Here is a 24,297-nt window from a genome sequence, read left to right on the forward strand (position 1 = left end):
TTTACAAATCTATTTGATAATGTTCCAGTTTGTTATAAAGCGTTTTGCGGGTAATATTCAGCAGTTTTGCGGCTTTGGTTTTATTGAACTCGGCTTCCTTTAAAGCGTTCAAAATAAGCTGTTTTTCGTTGCTTTCCTTTGAAAAATCTACGGTTTCCTTTTTCGTTTTTTCAGCAAACAAAACTTCCCGCGGAATCACTTCCAACGGAATCAATCGGGAATTGGTCAACAAAACGGAACGCTTGATTACGTTTTTCAACTCGCGCAAATTGCCCGGCCAAGCATAGTTTTTGAATGCTTCCTCCACTTCTTTTGAAAGTCCGATTACTTCCTTTCCCAAAGATTTGTTCGCTTCGTTTAAAAAATATTCAATAAACAGAAAAAGGTCCTCTTTCCGTTCGTGTAGCGATGGTATGTGGATGGAAAATTCATTCAACCGATGATATAAATCCTCGCGGAATTTTCCCTCGGAAACGGCTTTCAGCAAGTCTTCATTCGTTGCGGAAAGTATCCGTACATCCACGTCAATTTCGGTATTGCTGCCCACGGGTTTTATGCGGCGTTCCTGCAAAGCGCGAAGCAATTGGATCTGGTTTTCGTAGGAAAGATTACCCACTTCATCCAAAAAAAGTGTACCTCCGTCTGCCGCTTCAAAATGGCCTTTTTTGTCGTTTACCGCGCCCGTAAAACTTCCCTTTATGTGGCCGAAAAATTCGCTGGCGGCAATCTCTTTCGGAATGGCGCCGCAGTCCACGGCAACAAAATTTTTATCTTTTCGGGAACTATAATTGTGGATTGCTTTTGCAGCAACCTCTTTCCCCGTTCCGCTTTCGCCTTGAATAAGCACGCACATATCCGTTGGCCCGACCAGCTTTAAATATTCATTGAATTTTTTGGAGGCTTCGCTGATGCCGATGACAAATTTGGGTTTTTCGGAAGTTGGTTGGGAAGCAGGTTGTTTTGGCTCAACAGTTTCTGAAATAGGTTCTTCCGAAGATTCCGTATTTTGAAAATCCGCTTCAATAATCATCAATAATTCTTCTGGCCGAAACGGTTTCGAAATATAATCCAGCGCCCCTTTTTTTATGGCTTTTACCGCTGTATCCACTTCGGCATAACCCGTCATTAAAATCACTTTAGTGTTTGGGGAGGTTTTTTGGGAAAATTCAAGCAAGTCAAGACCCGAATCATCCGGCAGCTTTAAATCGGTTATCAGCAAATCGAACTTGTTTTCAGAAATGGTTTTTCGGGCATTTTCGCCTGAAAGCGAAACAGAGACATTAAAACCTTTTCGTTCCAAAAAAGAGGTGAGCATCTTTCCAAAAGCTACATCGTCTTCAACTATATGTATTTGCTGCGCCATTATATTTTGTGAGACCGTAAAAATAGTGAGTATATGGCTGGGCAAACTTTAAATTTATCATAAAAAAAGGCGCCCAATTTATGGACGCCTTTCCCAGAAGTATTGAATCTAAAATACCTGCAGCTTACTGCTTCTTTAATTCATTTTTAATCCACTCGCCTTTTGCGTTTGCATACACCGTTGCTTTTTTGGCATCGGCAGTGGCAAGTTCGATTTTATAGTCTCCCTGTGCATTCACATAAGCCTTAGAAATAGTGGCACCGCTAAAATCCTTAGCTACGGCGTCTTTAACGGTTTGTGGTACCTCAGAAGCTTTTACTTCTTTATAGTCTTGAACAGGAACAGCAACCTCAGCAATTTCGGCATCTTGTGCAGCCTCAATTCTGCTTTCCACTTGCGCTTCCACGGCAGTTTGTTTTTGCTCGTTCATTGCCGTTGGCTCTTTATCTTGCGCGGTTGCTGCGGTTAAACCTCCCAAGACGATTGCTGTACTTAAAATTAACTTTTTCATTGTTTTTTGATTTTAAAAAAATTATTTATTCGTTTCTAAGTTTGTTTGTTGCCTTGTAAATAGAAAAAGTAGTGCCACAGAAAAAAGGCAACGGCAATAATTCTTAAAAAACTGAAAAACAGCATTTTAATTTATTCTTTAAGACAAATAGAATTTTAAAAATTGTGTAATGAACAGTACAGTTGTGTAAAATTTACACAGTTTGTGTGTAAACGTTATTCAATTTTGGGCGGTTTGCGGTGTGATTTTTTTAGCGCATTCTCTTTTTTCGATTTTAAGCGTTTTTCAATCGCGCCTTTTGAAGGTTTTGTTTTCTTTCGCGGTTTTGCGACTTTAAGGTTTTTTTGAATCAATTCAACAAGCCTTTCAATAACGATTGCTTTGTTGCGGTGCTGGCTTCGGGTTTCGCCACATTGCAGGGTAATTATCCCTTCGGAAGAAATTTTTGGGGAAAGTTTGTTGTAGATTCGTTCCTTTTCAGTTTCCGAAAGTGCTTCGGAAGTTTCCAAATTAAAGGACACCCCCACCTTTGAAGCCGTTTTGTTCACGTGCTGCCCGCCCGGCCCACTGCTGCGGATGGCTTTAAAGGAAAGTTCAGAAATTAATTGCTCCGTGTTCATTGCGGCTGGTGTACAGGGTTTAAAAGGTCGTTTACCGTTTTTACGGGATTAAAGGTGATGAGTGGCACTTCCACAAAAACCGTGTTCCAGTTTGCCATCGCACCGTTCCAAAGTCCGGGCATCTCCAGTGCTTTTATGGGTTTTCCGTGATACGATTTATTCGAAATAAAACCCGCGTCAGGGTCTGAAAACTGAAGCAAATCATACTTTTCACCTTTATAATTTCGCAGGCCGCAGACCAAATCCACCGGATTGAAATGTGTTGCTCTGTCAACCAAAGTCTTTTGCCGTGTGTTGTTGGTGTCAATCTGGCTCATTTCCACGATTTGATAGGAAAGGTTTCCGTTCTTGTCTTTTATAAGAAATGGGCCGCCACCGGGAGCACCCGTATTTTCAACAACCCCGCAAACTCGAATGGGCCGTTCCAAAATTTTCAAAATTTCCTCTTTATATATAGGAGTGTTTTTTATGAAAAGTTCTCGGGAAATAAAGTCCGAAGCGTTTTTCAAAACCTCTTCCGCCCCGGCGGACAGGTCAGAAGGATTTGCAGCGTGAAGTTTTTCCACAAAACCAAAGATCTTTTTCTGAAGCGAAAGCAATTTCCCGGCAAGCACCTTTTTCTGAAAAGCGATGGTTTCCACATAATTTTGCGAAACCACGTTGTCAATATTTTTTATGAAAACGATGTCGGCATCTACTTCATTCAAATTTTCCAATAGCGCCCCGTGCCCGGACGGACGAAAAACCAAATCGCCGTTTTCATCCAAAAAAGGGTTGTTTTCAAGAGTTGCGGCAACTGTATCAGTTTCCTTTTTCTGAAAGGAATAGGAAATATTAAACTTTACGCCTGTATTATTATCAACAGTTTCCTGAATTTCCTCATATCTTATTTTGAACTTTTCCTCGTGTTCTGCGGAAACCGTAAAATGCAAATTGGCAATCCCTTTCGAAGTTGCGTAAAAAGCTGCTTCGTATAATTGTTCGCCAAAAGCGGTAACATAATTTTCGCCGTATTTGTGAAAAGGAACCAGTCCTTTGGGCGTGTTGCTAAAATTGAGACCGGTTTCTTTTAGCATTTCCTTTACAAAGAAATAGTAGTGTTTTCCTTTTTCGAAATTTTCAAAATCGGGGAATTTCGCTTCCAATTTCTCTTTTACCAAAGAAGAAAAAGCAAATTGGTCGATTGAATCAAAAAAGATTTTTAAGTTCTTGTTTTCTTCCTTTTGAAGAAACGCATCGATGTCTTCATTTTCAAAATCATAACTCTCCAAAAACTGATGCAAAAACTTAAACATTCGCGTTGCCGCCCCCGAAGCTGGTACAAATTTCAGCAAATCCAATTTGTCTTTTTCAGCTTCAAAAAGCGATGCAAAATGGCGTTGTTCCGTTTCTGAAAATACCGCAATGCCATTATCCGCCGAAGCTGGTTCAACTACATTTGCGAAGGGGATTCCTTCCTTAAAAATTTCGAGTTGTCGCGTTACTTTAGCTTCGGAAAGCCCGTGGTTTTTTATTTGTTGTATGTTTTTTTCTGTAAACATTTTATTCAATGTAATTGCAAGTTTCTTCGCGACCTTTGCGCCTTTGCGGTAAATTATCACCGCAGAGGCGCAGAGAACGCAAAGATTTTACCTATTTAATAATACGTCAATTATTTCGGTTGCTTTTTTAAACCGCTCTTCCTCGTTTCCCTTTAAAATTTTATATGGGAAACCCTGTTTTTTCAATTCGGCCTCGAAAATACGAAACATCTCCTCGCGGTTGTTTGGACGGTCGCGCAAAATGTCTGGCTCCCAAGGCGTGTCAACATAGGTCAAAAGGTAGATGCTGTAATTGTCTTTGGTTGCTTCGGTTTTTATTTCCGAAGGACAAAATCCGTCGTAATAATATTCCGAATAGACTTTTAGTTCGAGCAGATTTGTATCGCAAATCAGCAGATTTTCAGCCTTTTGCGAGGCTTCTTTTTCAAGTTGCAATTGTCCTTTTGCAATGGGAATTAAATCTTCCTTTTCAACTAATTTCTTTTCAGAATCCCACTTTTTCTGAAGGTATTCCCGCATAAATTCCGGCACCCAAAGCGTTTTGTAATGCGTCGCCAATTGTTTTGCCAAGGTTGTTTTGCCAGTAGATTCGGGGCCGTATAGTACTACTTTTATCAATTCAGCAGACTTGTTTCGGGTATGTTTAGGTTTCTTTTCCACGCGCGGTATCCGTAAATGGCAATAATAGTAAATAAAAGGTATTGGAACGAAGTAAACACGAGCCCTTTATAAAGGTATAGTGGTACGGAAATTAGGTCGCCAATAATCCAATAGATCCAGTTTTCGAGTTTCTTTTTCGCCATAAGCCACATTCCCACGAAGAAAATTGCGGTCGTAATCGTGTCAACATAGGCTGTCCAACTGTTCCATTTATCATAAAATTCATAGACCGCAAAAACGAAAATAAGCGTTGCGATAAAAATGTAAATAGATTGTTTGTTTTCGGTTTTTGTAGCCTTTGTGATGGGCGTATAATGGGTCGCATCTACTTTACGGGTCCAAATATACCAGCCGTAAATGCTCATTGCGAAGTAATAGGCGTTTATCATCATATCGCCCAAAAGCCCATAAACAGCGAGAATGTAAACAAAAATAGCTGTGCTGATAATCCCCGTGGGATACACGAGAATATTATCCTGCTTGCTGAACCATACGCTCAAAAAACCAAAGAAAACGCCGATGAGTTCCAGCACTATTAAATGTGCGGGAACTTCGGCGTATTGCGCAAAAAACCAATCAAAAATGGGGCTCATAGTCGCTGCGGTCTGATTTTACTATTTTGATGTAAAGCAAACCTCTTTCCACGGCTTCCAATGCAACTTTCATTTCTTTTTGAAGAAGATTCATTACTGCATCGTAATCGCCGTAAACCTGTGTGCTTAGCGGATTTTCCAACACAGTAAGTCCAGAATTTCGCAAACTTTTTATGAAATTGATAATGGCTGGTTCGTAATCGTCCTGTAAAGGCGTGAGGGTTAATTCTACTGAAATTTTCATTTTTTCATTTTTTTCAAAACTACGATTTTAAAAAGTTTTCAGTCGCAGTTTGCAGTTTTTGGAATCTGGTTTTTTAAGATTTGGAATTTACTCAAACGCCGTTCCCATCACAACCATATCTGCTCCAGCTTCGTAAGCGGTATTTTTTTGTGCTTCGGTTTTTATTCCGCCGCCAACAATTAAAGGGATGTTGATTGCTTTTTTTACTTCGGAAATGATTTCGGGCTTTACAGGAAATTTTGCGCCGCTGCCCGCTTCCAAATAAATAATCTTCGCCCCCATAAATTGTCCCGCTAACGCCGTGTGCACAATGTTTTCAATATTTTCCTGCGGAAGCGGTTCGGTATTTGTCACTTTGGAAACTGCGGAATAATTTCCGCCATCAATCAAAATGTAACCTGTGGAAATAATTTCCAAAGAACTATTTTTCAATTTTGAAATAGATTTTATCTGCTGTCCAACTAAATATTCCGCATTTCTCCCAGAAAGCAAGGTCAAAAAAAGCAATGCATCCGCCAAAGGTGTAATTTGTGAATAGTCGCCAGGAAAAAGAAAAATCGGAAGTTTTGTATCATTTTTTAAAGCTTTTACAGTGGCTTCCGTTTCACCATTGGCAACGGTACTTCCACCTACAAAAAGGTGAGTGGTTTCCTTCGGAATTTTTTTCAGAAATGGTTTCGTTTCAGAAATATCGAATTTATCAGGGTCAATCAAAATAGCAAGCTGATTTTCCTTTTCGGCAACCGATTTTAGAAGATTTTTATAAAAATTTTCTTCCATTTACTATTTTTCAGAAATAAGTGCATAGGCACAGGTAAATTCTTCAAATTCCAAAAAATCCACATTGTATTTTTGTTGTTTGCCCTCATAGGTTACGGTAGCAGTAGTTTTGGTCTCATCGAGCAAAAAATCTTCCACATAAATATGTTCCAAAAAGCTTACCCCTTTTTCGGCAAAACTTTTATATAAAGATTCTTTGGCGCACCAAACTATAGTTAGCTTTCGCATTAAAGCATCTTCGTTGGCAAAAATCTTGTACGCTTTTAACGGAGTGAATTTATGGGCAATCCGTAAGATTTTATGACGTTGCATTTCAATGTCTATTCCCACTTCAATATCACTAATAATTATGGCCGCAAAGTTGAAGGAATGGGTAATGGAAATATGCTTATCGCCTGTTAAATGCGGTTTTCCATTTTCGTCATAATACAAATCCTGATCAGTATATCCTTCCAGAGCCATTAAATGCCGAATGCTCATAAACCCGCGACGGTGCAGGTCGCTTTTCATATTGTTTACTCGGTTTGCACAATTTTGGGTCAATTGGATTCCTTCGGAAAGGGCTTCAAAAGACTCTTCAATCTTCCAAATGAAGACTTTAGTGTGGGGATTTACTGTTATAGTTTTGTAAAGTGGCATAAACTTTTAAAGGATATTGTGTACTTTTGCGGACTGAAAAACAGAAATTATTTTTAACAAATGCCCGCTTTTAAGGGTATAAATATAACAAATATGTCAACGAAAACTGTGCCTTACACGGCGTTTAAAGTAAAAGATATTTCCCTGGCAGACTGGGGAAGAAAAGAAATTGAGCTTGCCGAAGCGGAAATGCCGGGGCTTATGAGTTTGCGTGAAGAATATGGAGACGAGCAGCCTTTGAAAGGTGCGCGAATTGCGGGATGTCTTCACATGACCATTCAGACTGCGGTGCTTATTGAAACTTTAGTTGCATTGGGGGCCGAAGTTACTTGGAGCTCTTGCAACATTTTCTCCACCCAGGACCATGCTGCCGCCGCAATTGCTGCCGCTGGAATTCCGGTGTATGCTTGGAAAGGGATGACCGAGGAAGAATTTGACTGGTGCATTGAGCAAACGCTTTTCTTTGGCGAGGACCGCAAACCGTTAAATATGATCCTTGATGATGGAGGCGATTTAACCAATATGGTCTTGGACAAATATCCAGAGCTTGCCGCTGGCGTAAAAGGTATTTCTGAAGAAACTACCACCGGTGTTCACCGTCTTTACGAGCGTATGAAAAAAGGCACGTTGCCAATGCCGGCCATCAACATTAACGATAGCGTTACAAAAAGTAAATTCGACAATAAATACGGGTGTCGCGAAAGTGCCGTAGATGCCATCCGCCGTGCCACTGATATCATGATGGCAGGAAAACGTGTGGTTGTTTGCGGTTATGGCGATGTGGGTAAAGGAACTGCCGCTTCGTTTAAAGGTGCGGGAAGTATTGTTACCGTTACCGAAATTGACCCAATTTGTGCGCTACAAGCTGCAATGGACGGGTTTGAAGTGAAAAAATTGGAAACCGTTGTTGGAAATGCTGATATTGTAATTACGACAACCGGAAACAAAGATATAGTTCGCGGAGAGCATTTTGAAGCGATGAAAGACAAAACCATCGTTTGTAACATTGGGCATTTTGACAATGAGATTGCCGTTGCTTGGTTGAAGAAAAACCACGGAAATACCCACGTTGAAATTAAGCCACAGGTTGATAAATATACCATCAATGGAAAGGACATTATCCTTTTGGCCGAGGGCCGATTGGTAAACCTTGGTTGCGCAACGGGACACCCAAGTTTTGTGATGAGCAACAGTTTTACCAACCAAACTTTGGCGCAAATCGAGCTTTGGAAAAATGGCGAAAACTATGAAAACGAAGTTTATATGCTTCCAAAGCATTTGGATGAAAAGGTTGCGAAACTTCACCTTGAGAAAATCGGGGTTGAGCTTACCGAGCTTACAGAAGAACAAGCCGAATACATTGGCGTTACTGTTGAAGGGCCGTTTAAGCCTGAGTATTATAGATATTAGACGTTAGATTTTAGACGTTAGATTGAAACCCTTGCAGTTATGTGAGGGTTTTTTTATTGAAAAATATTTAACTTTTAAAAAGCCAAGATTATTCATACTTTAAGTGAATGATTTATGAAGAAGAAAAAATAAAAGTCCCAAGATTCAACGAGGAATCCGGCTTCTACACCACAAAAAAGCGTTCCAAAATGATGGGCAAAATCCGTGGGAAGAATACCAAGCCGGAATTGCTTTTCAGAAAAGCGCTTTGGAAAAAAGGCATCCGTTATCGCGTGGACAGCAAAAAACTCCCCGGAAAGCCCGATGTTTCCATCCAAAAACACAAACTTGCCATTTTTATTGACGGTGAGTTTTGGCACGGTTACAATTGGCCGGAACGAAAGAAAAACCTGAAAAGCAACCGTGGTTTTTGGATTCCAAAGATTGAGCGCAATATGCAGCGCGACCGCGAAGTGAACAAACAACTCGAAGAAATGGGCTATACCGTGTTTCGGTTTTGGACCAACGAAATAAAGAACAACCTCAACAAATGCATCAACGATATTTTGGTGTATATAAATACCGGACAGAATGATTAACTCAAAATTACCCAATATTGAAACCTCCATCTTCGCCAAAATGAGCAAAATGGCGGCAGACCACAACGCCTTAAACCTCTCACAGGGATTTCCAAATTTCCCCAGCGACCCCGCTTTAAATGCCTTGGTAGACCAAGCGATGAGCGACGGTTATAACCAATATGCCCCAATGCCCGGCGATTTCGGGCTGCGGATGGAAATTTCAAAGAAAATCGAAAACCTCCACGACCGTTTCTACAATCCCGAAATCGAAATCACGATTACCGCTGGTGCAACGCAAGCTATTTTCACAATAATTGCGGCAACAATTAGTAAAGGTGATGAAGTAATCATTTTCACGCCGGCTTATGATTGTTATGCGCCAACTGTGGAATTGTTCGGCGGAAAGATTGTGCCGATTCAACTTAAACCTCCTTTTTATGAAGTGGATTGGCAGGAAGTTGCGGATAACATTTCTTCCAAAACGAAAATGATTATCATCAACTCGCCACACAACCCGAGTGGGATGCTGTTTTCAAAAGACGATATGCTCGAATTACAAGATTTGGCAGAAAAAAATGATTTGTTGGTTTTAAGCGATGAAGTTTACGAACACATCATTTTTGACGGCAATGTGCATCAAAGTGCATCGAAATTTGAAGCTTTGGCGGAGCGAAGTTTTGTAACGGCTTCCTTCGGAAAAACATTCCACAATACGGGCTGGAAAATGGGCTATTGCACCGCTCCTGAGAATTTGATGAAAGACTTTCAAAAAGTGCATCAATTCGTAGTTTTCTGCGTAAACCATCCCATTCAAAAAGCATTGGCTACTTATTTGAAAGACAAAAATCATTATTTGAAACTTTCGGATTTCTATCAGCAAAAGCGCGATTTCTTTCTGCATTTAATGGAAGGTTCCAATTTCAAAATTGTTCCTTCAAAAGGCACGTATTTCCAAATGCTCGATTTTACGGAAATTTCAAATGAAAACGATATCGCTTTTGCGGAAAGGCTTACGAAGGAACACAAGATTGCGACCATTCCCACTTCTGTTTTCAACGAAGGCAGAAAAGATTTTAAACAGATTCGGGTTTGCTTTGCCAAAACCGATGAAACGCTTGCGGAAGCTGCAAAAATCCTTCGCGAATTATAGGATTATTTTGTATGTTGGTATTAAAAGGAAACCGTACTTTTAAAAGAAAAAAATGAAAACCGATTTAAAAATAACGCTTGTTCAAAGTGAACTGGTTTGGGAAAACGCATCGGCCAACAGGGAATTGTTTTCAAAGAAATTCCAAACCTTTGAAGGGGAAACAGATTTGATAGTCTTGCCCGAAATGTTCACTACCGGATTTTCGATGAATGCCAAAAAACTTGCCGAACCCAATGATGGCGACAGTTTAAATTGGATGATTTCCGAAGCCCGGAAACACAACTGCGCCATTACCGGCAGCGTGATTATTTCAGAAAATGACAAATTCTACAATCGCCTCTTTTTCGTTTTGCCCGATGGCACTTATGAAAAATACGACAAAAAGCACACCTTCACCTTGGCAAAGGAAAATGAAACATACACCGCAGGTAAGGAGCGTTTAATCGTAAATTACAAAGGCTGGAAAATCTGCCCGCTCATTTGTTACGACCTGCGTTTCCCCGTATGGTCCAGAAATACCGAAGATTATGACGTTTTAATTTACTTGGCCAACTGGCCAAAAGTGCGTACCGTTGCTTGGGATACGCTGCTTCGCGCGCGCGCCATTGAAAATATGAGTTACTGCGTGGGCGTAAACCGCGTGGGTTTTGACGGCAATGACCACGAATATGTAGGCCATTCGGCGGTTTATGACGTTTTGGGAAAACAAGTTTCCCCTTCCGCTTTTGATGAGTTTATTGAAACTGTAACTTTATCCAAGGAGCACATTGAGAGCAACCGGAAGCATTTGCAGTTTTTGAATGATCGCGATAAATTTACTTTAACCTAAAAGTTTCATTCAAGCTCCAATTGGCGCGTACTTCAAGTTGCGTAGGGTAATAGATAATTCGCTCGGGCTCCCTGCGGTTTAGGAAGCTGCCGGTGTCCCACCTCCCGTTTTCATTGGTATCGTAAATAATTCTGAGGAAATATTTATTCGGCGAAAGCGCTTCGAAAAACACCTCCCTATTTTCCGAAAGATATTCTGAGGCCACCAAATTGTATTTGGTATCCAATAACTGTACAATAACGGGAAACCGTTCCACATTTTGCAAGCTAAGGTTCAAGGTGCCGTAATCGCTTTCCAAGCGGGTGTTTACGTTAAATGTTAGAGTATCATTCGTCTTCTCAAAAAAATCGGTCAACGCTCCCGGTAAAAGCTTTATCAGATAGCTTTGGTCTTCGGTTTTTGGGAAGAAAACCTCGGCCCAGTTGTACACGCTGTTTAGTTTTACTAAGGGTTCAATTAGGGAAGAATCCTTTGCCATTACCTGAAATTTTTCGGCGTCGAAAGAAACGAGCGGTGTGTTTGCCCGCAGTTTGAACGTGTCTTTCAATTTGAGTGTCCCGGTTTTTAAGGCTGAAATATTCAGCGAATCCGTATAAAGTTCGCGCATCCGCACTGTGGCGGTATCGACAATTGTTCCGTTGGAAATTTTAAAGTTTAGGGAATCGGCTGCAATGGCGGGTCTGAACCAATAATGCAGGGTATCTTTTTTTTCATCCTTAAAAATCCGATAATCGAAGTCTTCGGGAGCTTCGGAAAGCATTTCAATGGCAAGACTGTCGGCGCGGCCTTCATAACCAAAAACGATATGGTTCTTCCCTATCTGGCTGGGGCGTGCAATTTTATAATCGGGGGTTTCCTTAAAGAGCGTCAATGTATAAGTGGAATCCGTGGGAATGGTTACGAACTCTTTCTCAAAACCTATTTTATCGTTTTGCGGTTGAAAGATATAATCGTTGTTCTTTTCCTTCAATGCCAAAAGTAGGTATTTTCCTTCCTTTAAGTTGGTGAGTTCAAAAACTCCCGTACTGTCTTTGGTAACGGTTATGTAAGTTGGTTTTTCAGAATAAATAATGGAGTCGGTAAAAGTTTCATTTACTTCATAAAGCATTACAGTGGTTGGAATTTCCGGCGCAATAAACTCTGCATCCTTTACCCGTCCCGAAAGTTTCAAACTATCAATATAACTTCCGGTCGAAAAAATATATTTGTAGTATTCAAACCTGTTTTCCTCGTTATTGTCCACAATACTATTTCCGAAGTTGAAGGAATACGTAGTGTTTGGTTTTAGGGTATCGAGTATTTTTATCCGTAGGGTTTTTGAAGTGCTCAATGGCGTAATAATGGGAGCGAACGTCATCGGTGGCGAAATGATGAGCTCTTTGTTTACTTCTTTCAGTTTTATGTATTCATCAAAACGGATTTCAATTTCGTCTCCCGTAAAATTTGTTGTGTAATTTTCAGGACTGCTTCTTACTATCACAGGTGGAATGGTATCCCGCGGCCCGCCCGATGGAGATCCTTTTTTTGCACAGTCAACGAATGACAAAATCATCAAAAAAGCTATGGGAATGTAAAGCAGGCGGTGTTTCACTTAGTATTCTTTAAAATTTTGTGGCGCTGCGGCGCGGGTTCAAAATTAAACAATATGTAGCAACAATTTACAAATAACTTTAGGCTACTGCAATTGTGGCGATGCTTATACTTACATTTTCACCTTTCAGCAGTTGGAGCGCGCATTTTTCCAGTGTGGCGCCCGTGGTTATTATATCGTCAACCAATAAAACGTGCTTGTTATTTATTGCTTCCAGATTTTGGATTGAAAAAACCTCTTCGGCCTCAAAACGCAGTATTCGTGTTTTAAAAACTTGGGAGCCCGATTTTGAAATTTTTATCAAAACATCGTCGCGGTAGGGAACATCCAAGGCTTTGGCTATTTCATTTCCAAAACCTTCCACTTGGTTAAACCCACGCTTTTTCAATTTCTGTTTGTGGAGCGGGACCGGAATCACCAGATCTATTTCTTTATAGCAATCAATTTCAGATAATTCTGCTCCTAACCATTTTCCGAAGAAAGAACTTATTTCTTTTCTGCCCCTGTATTTTAGGTTGTGCAGCAATTGCTGGGTCAAACCCCTTTTCTGAAAATAGGCCAAGGCCGTGGCATTTTGCAGCAGAAATCTTCCGTAGAATTTATCTTTTAGGACGGAGTTTCCTGTTTTGTGAAATGAAGCGATGGGCAGCGAATGGACACATTCAGTACATAATACATCTTCCTGTTTCAGCAATTGTTGCTTACAGCCTGCGCAAACCTTCGGAAACAGTAGATTTAACATATTTTAAGAATTTTTACCATTTTGTAAACGTTTGTTAAAGAAATACCTACCTACTTTTACCAACTAAACTTAACTTATTAATTATGAGTACCGAAAACGAAAACAATAGTGGCAAATTCAAGATTCTGATTGGGGTTCTTTCAGTCTTGCTTATTGCGCTGGCCGTCTATACTGTTACGCTCTTTAATGATAGTAAAAATACGGTATCAAATCTTGAGATGCAAAAGGCAGACATTGAGCAGGAACTTGAAGGGCTGATTGCAAATTATGATGAAGTAATAAAGGACAACGAGCTTAAAGACAAAGACCTTTTGGCCGCACGGGAAAGAATAACCATTCTTTTGGATTCTGTTAAAGATGCCAAAGCAAACGTGGCTTTAATTGAAAGGTATAAAGCCGAAGTGGGCAGACTTAAGCAGGAACGATCTATGCTCTTTAAACGCGCCGATAGTTTGATTGCCGCAAACAAGCAATTGGCAATGGAGCGCGATAGCACTTCCATGGAACTTTCAAACACACGTATGGTGGTAGATTCGGTGAGCCAGGAAAACATGGCAATGAACGAAACCATTAAAAAAGGGTCTATCGTTAAAGCAACCGATCTTCGTGGCGAAGCCGTAATCATCAGAAACAGCGGAAAAGTTGTGGATACCAAACGTGCCAGTCGCGCCGATAAAATTAGAGCGTGCTTTACTTTGGCACCAAACGCCATTGCACAAAGAGGCGACCGTACTCTTTACGTGCAAGTAATAAATCCTCGCAACAAAATGATGGGAGATGACGCCGTAAAACAGTTTGAGGAAAAAAACATCAATTATAGTAGTTCAACAAATGTATTTTACGAAAATGATGAATTGGACGTGTGCATTTTGGTAAATTCTGCCGAAGCAGATCTAGTGGAAGGACGCTATACCATCAACCTTTTTGATGGTCCAAACCAAATAGCAACCACAACAATGGAACTAAAATAATTTTATTTTAAAATTAAGAGTAGGTAATTTTAAAATAAATGAAACCGCTGTGAACTTATCACGGCGGTTTTTTTATTTTTGCGCTATGGCAAACAACGACGATCAATTTAAAAAAGTAGTCTCCCACGCAAAGGAGTACGGTTATATTTTCGCCTCAAGTGAAATTTATGACGGATTAAGTGCTGTTTATGACTATGCTCAAAACGGTGTAGAATTAAAGAAAAATATTCGTGAATACTGGTGGCGCAGCATGGTATATATGCATCAAAATATTGTGGGAATAGATTCCGCAATCTTAATGCACCCCACTACGTGGAAGGCTTCTGGTCATGTTGATGCTTTCAACGACCCGTTGATAGACAATAAGGACTCAAAAAAACGCTACCGCGCCGATGTGCTTATTGAAGATTATGCCGAAAAACTAAACCAAAAAGCCCAAAAGGAAATTGAGAAAGCCAAAGGCCGTTTTGGCGATAGTTTTGATGAAGCGCAATTTGTAGCTACAAATCCACGTGTTGTAAGATATCTTGAGGAACAGCGTACCGTTTTGGAACGTATGGCACGCTCTCTTGAAAAGGAAGATTTGGCAGATGTAAAGGCTTTGATTGAAGAATTAGGTATTGCCGATCCCGAAACAGGTTCTAAAAACTGGACCGAGGTAAGGCAGTTCAATTTGATGTTTGGTACCAAATTGGGAGCTTCCGCTGAAAGTGCCATGGACCTTTACCTTCGCCCAGAAACGGCCCAAGGTATTTTCGTAAACTTTTTGAACGTTCAAAAAAGTGGAAGGATGAAGATTCCTTTCGGAATCGCACAGACCGGAAAAGCGTTCCGTAACGAAATTGTAGCACGGCAGTTTATCTTCCGTATGCGTGAGTTTGAACAGATGGAAATGCAATTTTTTGTACGTCCGGGCGAAGAGCTGAAATGGTATGAATACTGGAAAGAAACCCGATTAAAGTGGCACCTTTCGTTAGGTATGGGTGAAGAAAACTATCGTTTCCACGATCACGAAAAATTGGCGCATTACGCGAATGCCGCGGCAGATATTGAATTCAACTTTCCTTTCGGTTTCAAAGAATTGGAGGGAATCCATTCCCGCACCGATTTCGATTTAAAGGCACACGAAAAATTCTCTGGAAAAAAACTCCAATTCTTCGATCCGGAACTCAATGAAAGCTACGTACCCTACGTGGTTGAAACCTCAATAGGCCTTGACAGAATGTTCCTTGCCGTTTTGAGCAATTCGCTACAGGATGAAACTTTGGAAGATGGAAGCGTGCGTACTGTTTTGAAACTTCCGGCTATTTTAGCACCCGTAAAAGCCGCCGTTTTACCTTTGGTGAAAAAGGACGGTCTGCCCGAAATTGCCCAAAAAATAATTGACGATCTGCAATGGGATTACAACGTAATCTATGACGAAAAAGATGCCGTGGGAAGACGCTACCGTCGCCAAGACGCAGCTGGAACGCCATTCTGCATTACCGTGGACCATCAAACCATTGAAGACAATACCGTAACGATTCGCTATCGCGACACTATGGAACAGGAACGAATCTCTATTGCAGCGATTTCAGAAAAAATGAAGGAAACCATTTCATTCAAACATTGGCTTTCCGAATAATTTTTTAAGTGGTTAATTCTATATTTCGAAGGAGGAGGATATTTGGTTATCCTCCTTTTTTTTGCTCCATAATTATTCATCCCGATTTTTAATCTCGGTAATTTCAACCGGGGCGGCCTTTTCACAACGGTTCATTCTACGAAGGCCATTAAATTTCACCCACACTGTTTGGTTGTCTCTTCTGAAATTTTCACTCAAATTAATGGGGTCTACATAATAAAAATCCTTTTCGTCTTCCTTTAACTGAATGGTGTATTCACAATCATCGGCCAAATCAGAGTACAAAATTCTGCCCGGCAAATAACCATCGGCTATCATTTGTGCCGCAAGCGCCTTTTTAGCTTCTATTTCTGCTGCACTATTGGTTTACATAGTTTGGGATTGGTTTTGTGAAGTTATGCAGGATAAAACAGTAAAACTTAGCAGTAATACCGAAAGTGAAATTTTAGACAACATTCTTTATGATTTTTAAGTGATGTATGAAGATACAAAAATTAAAAATAGGCCCGCAACTGAATACTTCCCGTATGAACCGTTTTTGTGGTCTCACTTTTTCTGCCGAAATAGGAAAGATTGGCATCCAAATATTTAGTTATTCGTTTTTGAAAAAGCAAGCGCCATGTAAAATTAGTGCCGGGTTGCAAGCCTTCCAACATTTGGTATGCCACTGGCGAAAAAGGACTGCCCTCAAATTTATTATCGATATAATTGAATTCCCCATTTATCGAAATTTTTTCAGCGTTGGTATATGCGAAAGAAAAACCTACTGTTTGCTGGTTCAACTTTTCCATCTCGCCCAATTGGTTGTCTTGGTTGGCAAATTCATAAAAAACATCAAATCGCGTTTGCTGGCTCAATAAATAGGAAATTTTTGGATTGAATTCATAGGAATCGAGACGGTAATTTCTATTGGCAAAATTTTCCGAAAGGCTTTCATTGCTGCCCGTTGCGCCCTTTAAATTCAACAACCAGCTTTCCCAAAATTTATGGTTGAAGTTAAACTGATGGCTTTTCAAATTATTTCGCTGTAAACCCACAGCGAGCAGATTATCTGCCGAAGTAGATATAAAAGTATAGCTTGTAGTGAAATGCTGTTTTCCTCGGTTAAAAAATAAAGCGTTGCGAAAATTCAGCGTAAGCCCCAATTGGTCATCGCCGCCATCTTCAAATGGGTTAATGTTGAAACCGTCATTTTTCCGCTTTACTTTTCGGTCCAAAACATAGGAAGTCTGATTGTAAAAATGTGAAAGTACCTTTTTAAAGCCTTCTTTATTTGACCAGTTTTGTGGATTCAACGTAAGGATTTGACTGAACTTATTCTGCCTAATCTTCAAAAAAACCTGATTGGGAAGCAACACCCGAATATATTCGGCTTGGTCCTGAAACTGCGCCACTTCAAATTCCTCCAATTCCTGAATGCCGTTGTTGTTGTAATCAATCCAAGTGTAAACGCCCTGCCCCGGCTCAGTTTTTACATAGGTAAATTCCTGCTGCGGAATCACCCCATTGTTGGACTCCAATGCGGTATTTAAACGGATTCCGCCGTCAAACAACGCTTGGTTGTAAATAATGCGCGAGTTGAGCGAACGTTCGGTCTCCCGCTTGTCGATGGTTACGGGCAGCGTATCGTTTGGGTCAATACCCGTTCCCGAATTGGGTTCGTATTTCAGCGTTCTATAATTTGCAAAGGCCGAAAGCTGCGTGTTTTCAGTATTTATAAGTCGAGACTTTAAATAATATGTATTTGAAGAATTCACTTTTTGAAGCACATTATTGCGAACACTATCATTAACCCGAAATTGATAACCGGCCTCAACAAAAACTTTAGTACTATCACCAATGCCGGAAAAAGCCTCAAATGCCGCAAATTTTTGACTTATGGGCGAAATACTATCGCGCGTTACATCTTTTATTTGGTTGTCTTCCAAAGCCACTTTACCGCCTACCCAAGCTTTTTTGAAGGAATAAGTTGATGTGTTGTTCAACCTGAAAAATTTTGAGGAAATAGAATCTGCTTTGCTGTTTAGAAAGCTTCCATAGGTCTGCAACCTTAATTTTTTCAGTTTTATTTCTGAAGCGATTACGTGCCGTGTACCATTGAAATTTTCAGAAAAATTCAAATTTTGGAATTCGTAGCGTCCACCTCCAATTTTTGGATGTGAAACCTCAACTCCTGAAATCACAAAACTTTGGTTGCCCATAGGGTTGATAAGGTTCCAATCGCGGTTGAATTCAATATTGTAAAGCCTTTCAATGGTTCTAAAATCTTTTTGAACAAAATCCAAGGAACCGAAGCCATCAATTTTTAAAGTATCGGCCGTGGTCAACAACCGTTGTTTAAAAGCCAGTCTTCCAGCGAAACCATCATTATTGTTATCATCAATATCACTAAAAAGGTTGAGGTCGTTTTGGCTGCCCGCAACCTCAAAATCGATACGCGTCTTTTCCGAAGGGTGAAAGCTTCCGTTTACCCCGCCCACCTGCAATTTTACGGGAGCGTTCAGCCGAATAACCGGCGCATAATTGCCCTGCTGAATACCGTCTACGGGCGCTACATATTCAAAAATTCGGCTGATGGCGTTAGTCTCACTAATCACATAATCGCCGTTATTGGGGCCCACCAATGAAAACCGCACACTGAAAAGTTCATCATCTGGATTGCTTGAAAAAACGAAAACTTCTTCACCGTTAACAATTTCCTTTTTATAGAGAATTTTATTTTCGGAATAGGTGTCGGGCACTGCCGAAGGCGCATTCATCAGCTCCCGATCATCACCGGCGGCCTGTAAAATAGCCACTTGTTCCTCGGAAAGATTTTGTTGCAAGGGTTGATTTTTGGCATCATTTTCAGAATATACGTACACGCCCAAATCCAAATTTTCACTGGTATAATTCCCACCGCCGTAGCCGATGAAACGGGTGTAGCTTCTATCGGTATATTGATATTCCACCGAAATACGCATATTGCTGGTTATGGGGTATGTTGGGTTGAATTTTATTTCCCCAGCGTTATAATCAATAATATAATCTTCGTTTTCACCACGTTGCAAAAGCAATCCATTTACATAAACCCTTTCGCTACCCGAAACGACCAAAATGTAAAGTTCGCCATTGGGACCGACCAATTTATAGGGCCCTTGATTACCTTCCTGCCCAACAAATTCACTTTTTGAAAATACGCCGCGCACCAAAGCGCCGGAAGCAAAAGCTGAAATTTTGGAACCGTCTTCGTTGTTAAAAGTTCCGCCAAGCGAGATTCCCTGTACTTTTTTTGTAAATCGGCCGAAATAACTATTGCTATTCTGCAAGTCAATATCACCAGCGCGGATGTTCCAGTTTTCGCCAAAAAGTTCGATGAAAATTTGGTCAAACTCATTCAAACTTTGGGAATAGCCGCCTTCCTGTGTGGGAATATTGGCGTCCTGAATTGATGCCCGAATGGAAACCTTTTCGCTCAATTTTCCTATAATTTGAAGATCGAGTTCGCTGTTCACCACCGCATTTTGATTGTTGCCAATAGTAATGCCGCGCGAAATGCTACCGGAAGTATTCAACCCGTCAAAAGGTGTAAATGTATTTTTAGTATTACTTTCGTCCAAAGAGTACAGCTTCTCTATTTGGCCCGTATTTTCCACAATAATTTTTGAATCGAGGGCGAAATATTCCCGCGTTAAAAATTCCGGATACTGCAAATATTGAATGGTGATTGAATCGTTTTGTTGCTGCAATTCTTCAGAAAAAATAATAGTTCCTTTTTTGAAATCTATCCGATAACTGAAAGGATCGGGTGAGTTTCCTTCTCTATCAAGAATCACGAAACGTTTTGGGTTGATGCCCGCGCTGTCCAAAACCACGGTATCCCTTAAAGCAACTTTTTTCACTTTATAGTTGGAAGTAATATCCTGCGCATAGCCAGCAGCCACAATAAAAAAAAGAAAAACAGACAGGTATAACTTCATTACCAATATAACTTAATGTAGCCGATTATATTTTGTGAATATATTATGAAAATCTTTACGGGCGTGGGCTGTGTAAAAATACAATGTTAATTAACTTAGTGGCCTTTAATAAACGCTACTTACAATGAAAATCATTTCATACAACGTAAACGGAATTCGCGCCGCGATGCGCAAAGGTTTTATCGATTGGTTGAAAGCTGCAAACCCAGATGTTATATGCCTTCAGGAAACCAAAGCCAATTTTGACCAAGTGGAAATCGACGAAATTGAAAAGGCCGGCTATCCGTATCATTATTGGTACAGTGCCGTAAAAAAGGGTTACAGTGGAGTGGCGATCCTTTCAAAAATAAAACCGAACCATATAGAATACGGCACCGGCATTGAATATATGGACGCCGAAGGAAGAAACATCCGCGTAGATTTTGACGATGTTTCGGTGATGAGCCTGTATTTGCCAAGCGGCACAAACATTGCCCGTTTGGAGCACAAGTTTACGTATATGGCCGATTTTCAGAAATATATTGACAAGCTGAAAAAGGAAATTCCAAACTTGGTAATCTGTGGCGATTACAATATCTGCCACGAAGCCATTGACATTCACGACCCCGTTCGAAATAAAAACGTTTCCGGTTTTTTACCCGTGGAGAGAAAATGGCTGGACGGATTTATGAAAAGTGGGTTTATTGACAGTTTCCGCCATTTCAACAAAGAGCCGCACAATTATACCTGGTGGAGCTACCGCGCCAATGCCCGTAACAACAACAAAGGTTGGCGGATAGATTACAATTTGGTTTCGGAAGCATTATTGGATAATTTGAAGCGCGCCGTAATCTTGCCCGATGCCATGCACAGCGACCATTGCCCGCATTTGGTGGAACTTGAATTTGAAAAATGAAATATAAAATTCTCCCCAATACTAATCTAAAAATCAGCAAACTCTGTCTTGGCACCATGACCTGGGGTCAACAAAACACAGAAGCTGAAGCCCACGAACAGCTCAATTTCGCCATTGAAAAAGGCATCAATTTTATTGACTGTGCTGAAATGTATCCCGTGCCCGCAAACCCAAAAACACAGGGAAGAACGGAAACTTATATTGGTAATTGGCTTGCAAAAAAGAAGAATCGCGAAGAGTTAGTTATCACTTCAAAGATTGCAGGGCCCAGCCGATCAATGGACCACATTCGACAACCGTTGGATTTCAGCAAAAAATCTTTGGAGGATGCGATTGATAAAAGTCTGAAACGTTTGCAAACAGATTATATCGATTTGTACCAGTTACATTGGCCGGAGCGCAATACCAATTATTTTGGGCAGCGTGATTATACCCATAAACAAGATGAAAGTTGGAGCGATAATTTTGGTGTAGTTTTAAATGATTTGGAAGGTTTTGTAAAAGTAGGAAAAATCCGCCACATCGGACTTTCAAACGAAACCCCTTACGGAGTTATGCGCTGTATGGAAGAATCGCGAAAAGGAAAGTTGAAAATTGTTTCAGTTCAAAATCCTTATAATTTGGTAAATCGGAAAGATGAAATAGGTTTAAGTGAAATACTTCAGCGGGAAAATATTGGGTATTTGCCCTATTCGCCCTTGGGTTTTGGAACGCTCAGTGGAAAATATTTGGATGGAAGTGCTGATGAAAATTCACGGATTAACCAATTCAAACAATACACGCGCTACAGCAGCAAACCCGCAGTGGATGCTACCGAGAAATATTTTGAAATCGCCAAAAAGCACAACCTCCGTTTTGCACAGCTGGCACTGGCTTTTATTCTTCAAAAGAAATTTGTAACCGCGCCAATTATTGGCGCCACTTCCATCGAGCAACTTTCAGAAAATATTGAAAGCATTAATATTTCGCTTTCGAAAGAAATTTTAAAGGAGATTGATGCCATCCACAACCAAATTCCGAATCCAGCGCCTTAAACAAATGCGCTATAACCCGTAATAGCACGACCAACAATCAACGAGTTGATTTCTTTAGTGCCCTCGTAACTGTATATTGCTTCAGCGTCTGCAACAAAACGGGCTACATCGTATTCCAAGAGTATTCCGTTGCCGCCCATAACCTCTCGGGCTTGGCTTACCACATCGCGGGTTCGCATACTGCAGAAAACCTTTGCCAAAGAAGCGTGTTCGTCGGTCAGCAAACCTTCATCCTGCAATTCGGAAAGACGAAAACACAAGGTTTGCATCGCTGTAAGATTGGAAACCATTTCCACTAAATGGTTTTGAACCAACTGGTAGGAGGCAATCGGTTTTCCGAACTGTTCGCGTTTTTTGGTGTATTTCAGCGCGGCTTCATAAGCGCCTCTTGCGCAGCCCACGGCCTGCCAGGCTACTCCGGCCCGCGTCATTCGCAGTACTTTGGCGGTATCTTTAAAAGAATCGCATTTTTGAAGTCGGTCGCTTTCGGGAATTCTGCAATCCGTCATTGTAATCAAAGCATTTTGCACCGTGCGGAGCGCCATTTTGTTTTCAATCTTTTCGGCCTTAAAACCCGGATTTCCTTTTCGAACCAAAAACCCTTTTACTTGGTCGGAAGCTTCGTCGCGCGCCCAAATTATTGTAACATCTGCGAATGTTGCATTCCCAATCCATTTTTTCTGTCCGTTTAAAACCCATTCGTCGCCTTCCTGTCTGCACGTAGTTCCCAAACCTCCCGCTACGGCAGAACCCACGTCGGGTTCGGTAAGCCCGAAGGCACCGATTAGTTCCATTTTTGCCATTTTAGGCAGCCATTCCTGTTTTTGCTCCTCACTTCCGCAGATGTAGATGGAACCCATAGCCAAGCCGCTGTGTACGCCAAAAAAGGTAGAAATAGAAACATCGACCCGCGCCAATTCCATCGCGATAATGCCTTCCATAACGTAGGTTTCGTAAGGTGTGCCGTAGCCTTCATAGGTAAGGCCGCAAATGTTCAGTTCTGCCATTTTTGGAATAATCTGAAAGGGAAATTCGGCTTTATTCCAATATTCATTTGCAATCGGCTTTATTTCGTCCTCCATAAAATTTCGCACTTTTATCTGAAGTTCGCGTTGTTGCGGAGTAAGTTTTAGCGCCATATCATAAAAATCGCCATCAATGGGCGGCAGTTTGTGTTGCCCCTTTTTTCCGCCTTTGTGTTTCAGCATTCGCATCAAACCCGCAAGTTGCCGATCGTCGAGTTCGCCCACGGTTTTCATAATTTCAGAAAGATCTACTTTTTGCGAAAGTTTCCCCAGCGCATCCAGATCGATATCCTGCATTAAGCTTATAGTCTGTTTTATTTTTGAAAAGAAGGACATAGTGGTTTTTTTAGAATTGACTTCTAAAGATACCATTATGCGGTTTTCTTAAGGCTAAAAAAAAGTTAATTTGGAGGAAGCGGTTTTATCACGGTTTCATTTACGTAACCTTTTAGGCTGTCTGCAGTTTGAATGTGGAACCACTTTTGGTTTTTGCCCAAAACTATGATGGTGTCGTTCTTTTTCAAACTTCCAAATTGTTCAAAGACCGAAGCAGGACCCTTGTGAACATCTGCACGGTTTCTTAAACTTATCGCCTTTACAATGGCCGATGGTTTTTCACTGGGCTGTATTTCGGTTTTTTTGATAAACGATAACGGGTTTATGGCGCCTTTCGATTTATAAATTCCAAAGTGAAGATGGGGCGCCGTAGTTTTTGCATTGCCCGTATTGCCTACAAAACCAAGGGTATCGCCAATCTTTACCCTCTTCCCTTCGGAAACCGCAATACTATCCAAGTGCGCATAATAAATAGTTTTTCCGAAAAGCCCATCGCGCAGCCAAACCTGTTTGCCGCCGAGACCGCGTTCGCCCGCCGAAGTAATGATACCGTCAGTAACCGCAACCACGGGCGTGCCACGATTGGCAAAAATATCGACACCTTCGTGGGAGCGGCTTCCCGCATCGCGCGGATCTGCCCAAAAACTTTGAATGTTTTTATTATTTGCTCCGCTCACCGGAAACGCATAGATAGGTTCCGTATAAATTTTCAGCACAAAGGGAAACTGCAATTGCATTTGTGGCTGGACGATAACTTTATAAAAACCGAAGGCCTCAATTTCCTGTGAAAGAAATGCTTTTTTGTCTTCGGAAGATTTTAAAAGTTTGAAAGATTTCAATGAATCGGTTTTCGCTTGAAAAAGGTCAACAAATACCAAGGCGGAATCGGGCTGTTTCTCAACCTCAACCACAATCCGTTCGCCTTCTTTCAACTGAACGTTATAGCTGTAAACGTTGAAATTTTCTTCAGAAAAAACACCGCTTTCAGAATACGGCAACGTAATTTGAATACTATCGCGCTTTGCGGTTTCAAAGGCATTTTTCCATCGAAGTAACAATGAATCGTTCTTTGAAAAGTTGCGTTCGTAAACCTCCCTTGCTGTTGGTTGCACGATTACATCGGCCGCTTTGCGCACTTGCTTGCAGCCCATAAACACCATTCCAAAAAGGAAAATATTTAAGTAAAATCTCAAATTCATAGCAGTGCTAAAGTAGCAGAA

At 40.9% G+C, this 24,297-nt stretch carries 23 protein-coding genes; 8 read left to right on the forward strand and 15 right to left on the reverse strand.

Annotated elements, in window-relative coordinates; translation table 11 throughout:
• Position 1: 1 nt before the first annotated feature.
• From LS48_RS12735 to LS48_RS12775, 9 genes are all read right to left on the reverse strand, one after another.
• Positions 2 to 1,363, reverse strand: coding sequence for a sigma-54-dependent transcriptional regulator (locus tag LS48_RS12735; RefSeq protein WP_062622890.1), 1,362 nt, complete (start codon positions 1,361 to 1,363; stop codon positions 2 to 4).
• Between the two features lie 124 nt (positions 1,364 to 1,487).
• Positions 1,488 to 1,874, reverse strand: coding sequence for a hypothetical protein (locus LS48_RS12740; RefSeq protein WP_062622891.1), 387 nt, complete (start codon positions 1,872 to 1,874; stop codon positions 1,488 to 1,490).
• Positions 1,875 to 2,089: 215 nt separating this feature from the next.
• Positions 2,090 to 2,494, reverse strand: coding sequence for an alternative ribosome rescue aminoacyl-tRNA hydrolase ArfB (gene arfB / locus LS48_RS12745; RefSeq protein WP_062622892.1), 405 nt, complete (start codon positions 2,492 to 2,494; stop codon positions 2,090 to 2,092).
• Entirely contained in the window at positions 2,491 to 4,035 is a 1,545-nt protein-coding gene (locus tag LS48_RS12750; protein ID WP_062622948.1) for a DUF4301 family protein, read from the reverse strand. The genes arfB and LS48_RS12750 overlap by 4 nt, the downstream gene beginning before the upstream one ends.
• 87 nt (positions 4,036 to 4,122) lie before the next feature.
• Positions 4,123 to 4,653 carry an AAA family ATPase gene (locus LS48_RS12755; protein WP_078056438.1) on the reverse strand — a complete coding sequence of 177 codons (531 nt, stop codon included), beginning with the start codon at positions 4,651 to 4,653 and terminating at the stop codon, positions 4,123 to 4,125.
• Complete coding sequence (gene pnuC, locus LS48_RS12760; RefSeq protein WP_062622894.1) at positions 4,650 to 5,288, reverse strand: nicotinamide riboside transporter PnuC; 639 nt, start codon at positions 5,286 to 5,288, stop codon at positions 4,650 to 4,652. Before pnuC ends, LS48_RS12755 begins: the two co-directional genes overlap by 4 nt.
• Positions 5,272 to 5,532: a thiamine-binding protein gene (locus LS48_RS12765; protein WP_045081418.1), complete on the reverse strand. Its 261-nt coding sequence runs from the start codon at positions 5,530 to 5,532 to the stop codon at positions 5,272 to 5,274. Before LS48_RS12765 ends, pnuC begins: the two co-directional genes overlap by 17 nt.
• Before the next feature lie 87 nt (positions 5,533 to 5,619).
• Positions 5,620 to 6,312 (reverse strand): phosphoglycerol geranylgeranyltransferase, encoded by a 693-nt coding sequence (locus LS48_RS12770; RefSeq protein WP_062622895.1) that lies wholly within the window; start codon positions 6,310 to 6,312, stop codon positions 5,620 to 5,622.
• A gap of 3 nt (positions 6,313 to 6,315) precedes the next feature.
• Entirely contained in the window at positions 6,316 to 6,951 is a 636-nt protein-coding gene (locus LS48_RS12775; RefSeq protein WP_062622896.1) for a 4'-phosphopantetheinyl transferase family protein, read from the reverse strand.
• Positions 6,952 to 7,044: 93 nt separating this feature from the next.
• On the opposite strand from LS48_RS12775, the gene ahcY reads away from it, so the two are divergent.
• The 4 genes from ahcY (at position 7,045) to LS48_RS12795 (ending at position 10,900) form a co-directional block, all read left to right on the forward strand.
• Positions 7,045 to 8,361, forward strand: a complete 1,317-nt coding sequence (ahcY, locus tag LS48_RS12780; RefSeq protein WP_062622949.1) for an adenosylhomocysteinase — start codon at positions 7,045 to 7,047, stop codon at positions 8,359 to 8,361.
• A 107-nt stretch (positions 8,362 to 8,468) separates the two neighbouring features.
• Positions 8,469 to 8,939, forward strand: coding sequence for a very short patch repair endonuclease (locus LS48_RS12785; RefSeq protein ID WP_062622897.1), 471 nt, complete (start codon positions 8,469 to 8,471; stop codon positions 8,937 to 8,939).
• Complete coding sequence (locus tag LS48_RS12790; protein ID WP_062622898.1) at positions 8,932 to 10,071, forward strand: methionine aminotransferase; 1,140 nt, start codon at positions 8,932 to 8,934, stop codon at positions 10,069 to 10,071. Before LS48_RS12785 ends, LS48_RS12790 begins: the two co-directional genes overlap by 8 nt.
• A gap of 52 nt (positions 10,072 to 10,123) precedes the next feature.
• A complete protein-coding gene (locus LS48_RS12795) occupies positions 10,124 to 10,900 on the forward strand; it encodes an amidohydrolase (RefSeq protein WP_062622899.1) in 777 nt (258 codons plus the stop codon).
• Here LS48_RS12795 and LS48_RS12800 read toward each other — a convergent pair.
• Positions 10,887 to 12,491 (reverse strand): Ig-like domain-containing domain, encoded by a 1,605-nt coding sequence (locus LS48_RS12800; protein WP_062622900.1) that lies wholly within the window; start codon positions 12,489 to 12,491, stop codon positions 10,887 to 10,889. The two genes, LS48_RS12795 and LS48_RS12800, sit on opposite strands and share 14 nt — an antisense overlap.
• 79 nt (positions 12,492 to 12,570) lie before the next feature.
• Positions 12,571 to 13,233, reverse strand: coding sequence for a ComF family protein (locus LS48_RS12805; protein ID WP_062622901.1), 663 nt, complete (start codon positions 13,231 to 13,233; stop codon positions 12,571 to 12,573).
• A gap of 83 nt (positions 13,234 to 13,316) precedes the next feature.
• Here LS48_RS12805 and LS48_RS12810 point away from each other — a divergent pair, with 83 nt between their 5' ends.
• Together LS48_RS12810 and LS48_RS12815 are read left to right on the forward strand one after the other, a co-directional pair.
• Entirely contained in the window at positions 13,317 to 14,204 is an 888-nt protein-coding gene (locus LS48_RS12810; RefSeq protein ID WP_062622902.1) for a DUF8428 domain-containing protein, read from the forward strand.
• Between the two features lie 85 nt (positions 14,205 to 14,289).
• Positions 14,290 to 15,828, forward strand: coding sequence for a glycine--tRNA ligase (locus tag LS48_RS12815; RefSeq protein WP_062622903.1), 1,539 nt, complete (start codon positions 14,290 to 14,292; stop codon positions 15,826 to 15,828).
• A 72-nt stretch (positions 15,829 to 15,900) separates the two neighbouring features.
• Here LS48_RS12815 and LS48_RS12820 read toward each other — a convergent pair whose 3' ends face one another.
• Together LS48_RS12820 and LS48_RS12825 are read right to left on the reverse strand one after the other, a co-directional pair.
• A complete protein-coding gene (locus LS48_RS12820) occupies positions 15,901 to 16,146 on the reverse strand; it encodes a hypothetical protein (protein ID WP_062622904.1) in 246 nt (81 codons plus the stop codon).
• Positions 16,147 to 16,322: 176 nt separating this feature from the next.
• Positions 16,323 to 19,787 carry a DUF8818 domain-containing protein gene (locus tag LS48_RS12825; protein ID WP_062622905.1) on the reverse strand — a complete coding sequence of 1,155 codons (3,465 nt, stop codon included), beginning with the start codon at positions 19,785 to 19,787 and terminating at the stop codon, positions 16,323 to 16,325.
• A gap of 124 nt (positions 19,788 to 19,911) precedes the next feature.
• On the opposite strand from LS48_RS12825, the gene LS48_RS12830 reads away from it, so the two are divergent.
• Both LS48_RS12830 and LS48_RS12835 read left to right on the forward strand, forming a co-directional pair.
• Positions 19,912 to 20,682: an exodeoxyribonuclease III gene (locus tag LS48_RS12830; RefSeq protein WP_062622906.1), complete on the forward strand. Its 771-nt coding sequence runs from the start codon at positions 19,912 to 19,914 to the stop codon at positions 20,680 to 20,682.
• A complete protein-coding gene (locus LS48_RS12835; RefSeq protein WP_062622907.1) occupies positions 20,679 to 21,716 on the forward strand; it encodes an NADP(H)-dependent aldo-keto reductase in 1,038 nt (345 codons plus the stop codon). Before LS48_RS12830 ends, LS48_RS12835 begins: the two co-directional genes overlap by 4 nt.
• Here the strand turns inward: LS48_RS12835 and LS48_RS12840 are convergent.
• A complete protein-coding gene (locus LS48_RS12840; RefSeq protein WP_062622950.1) occupies positions 21,713 to 23,077 on the reverse strand; it encodes an acyl-CoA dehydrogenase family protein in 1,365 nt (454 codons plus the stop codon). The genes LS48_RS12835 and LS48_RS12840 overlap by 4 nt on opposite strands.
• A 65-nt stretch (positions 23,078 to 23,142) precedes the next feature.
• Positions 23,143 to 24,276 carry a M23 family metallopeptidase gene (locus LS48_RS12845; RefSeq protein WP_062622908.1) on the reverse strand — a complete coding sequence of 378 codons (1,134 nt, stop codon included), beginning with the start codon at positions 24,274 to 24,276 and terminating at the stop codon, positions 23,143 to 23,145.
• Positions 24,277 to 24,297 lie beyond the last annotated feature (21 nt).

The sequence above is a fragment of the Aequorivita aquimaris genome (genome assembly GCF_001573155.1).
GTDB lineage: Bacteria > Bacteroidota > Bacteroidia > Flavobacteriales > Flavobacteriaceae > Aequorivita > Aequorivita aquimaris.

Bases quoted from the DNA above. Each gene is read 5' to 3' on its own strand.
- LS48_RS12805 (WP_062622901.1), bottom strand. From the start codon at position 13,233: ATGTTAAATCTACTGTTTCCGAAGGTTTGCGCAGGCTGTAAGCAACAA.
- LS48_RS12820 (WP_062622904.1), bottom strand. From the start codon at position 16,146: ATGATAGCCGATGGTTATTTGCCGGGCAGAATTTTGTACTCTGATTTG.
- LS48_RS12830 (WP_062622906.1), top strand. From the start codon at position 19,912: ATGAAAATCATTTCATACAACGTAAACGGAATTCGCGCCGCGATGCGC.
- LS48_RS12825 (WP_062622905.1), bottom strand. From the start codon at position 19,787: ATGAAGTTATACCTGTCTGTTTTTCTTTTTTTTATTGTGGCTGCTGGC.
- LS48_RS12845 (WP_062622908.1), bottom strand. From the start codon at position 24,276: ATGAATTTGAGATTTTACTTAAATATTTTCCTTTTTGGAATGGTGTTT.
- LS48_RS12785 (WP_062622897.1), top strand. From the start codon at position 8,469: ATGATTTATGAAGAAGAAAAAATAAAAGTCCCAAGATTCAACGAGGAA.
- LS48_RS12815 (WP_062622903.1), top strand. From the start codon at position 14,290: ATGGCAAACAACGACGATCAATTTAAAAAAGTAGTCTCCCACGCAAAG.
- LS48_RS12735 (WP_062622890.1), bottom strand. From the start codon at position 1,363: ATGGCGCAGCAAATACATATAGTTGAAGACGATGTAGCTTTTGGAAAG.
- LS48_RS12750 (WP_062622948.1), bottom strand. From the start codon at position 4,035: ATGTTTACAGAAAAAAACATACAACAAATAAAAAACCACGGGCTTTCC.
- LS48_RS12795 (WP_062622899.1), top strand. From the start codon at position 10,124: ATGAAAACCGATTTAAAAATAACGCTTGTTCAAAGTGAACTGGTTTGG.
- LS48_RS12775 (WP_062622896.1), bottom strand. From the start codon at position 6,951: ATGCCACTTTACAAAACTATAACAGTAAATCCCCACACTAAAGTCTTC.
- LS48_RS12840 (WP_062622950.1), bottom strand. From the start codon at position 23,077: ATGTCCTTCTTTTCAAAAATAAAACAGACTATAAGCTTAATGCAGGAT.
- LS48_RS12770 (WP_062622895.1), bottom strand. From the start codon at position 6,312: ATGGAAGAAAATTTTTATAAAAATCTTCTAAAATCGGTTGCCGAAAAG.
- LS48_RS12810 (WP_062622902.1), top strand. From the start codon at position 13,317: ATGAGTACCGAAAACGAAAACAATAGTGGCAAATTCAAGATTCTGATT.
- LS48_RS12765 (WP_045081418.1), bottom strand. From the start codon at position 5,532: ATGAAAATTTCAGTAGAATTAACCCTCACGCCTTTACAGGACGATTAC.
- ahcY (WP_062622949.1), top strand. From the start codon at position 7,045: ATGTCAACGAAAACTGTGCCTTACACGGCGTTTAAAGTAAAAGATATT.
- pnuC (WP_062622894.1), bottom strand. From the start codon at position 5,288: ATGAGCCCCATTTTTGATTGGTTTTTTGCGCAATACGCCGAAGTTCCC.
- LS48_RS12835 (WP_062622907.1), top strand. From the start codon at position 20,679: ATGAAATATAAAATTCTCCCCAATACTAATCTAAAAATCAGCAAACTC.
- LS48_RS12790 (WP_062622898.1), top strand. From the start codon at position 8,932: ATGATTAACTCAAAATTACCCAATATTGAAACCTCCATCTTCGCCAAA.
- arfB (WP_062622892.1), bottom strand. From the start codon at position 2,494: ATGAACACGGAGCAATTAATTTCTGAACTTTCCTTTAAAGCCATCCGC.
- LS48_RS12740 (WP_062622891.1), bottom strand. From the start codon at position 1,874: ATGAAAAAGTTAATTTTAAGTACAGCAATCGTCTTGGGAGGTTTAACC.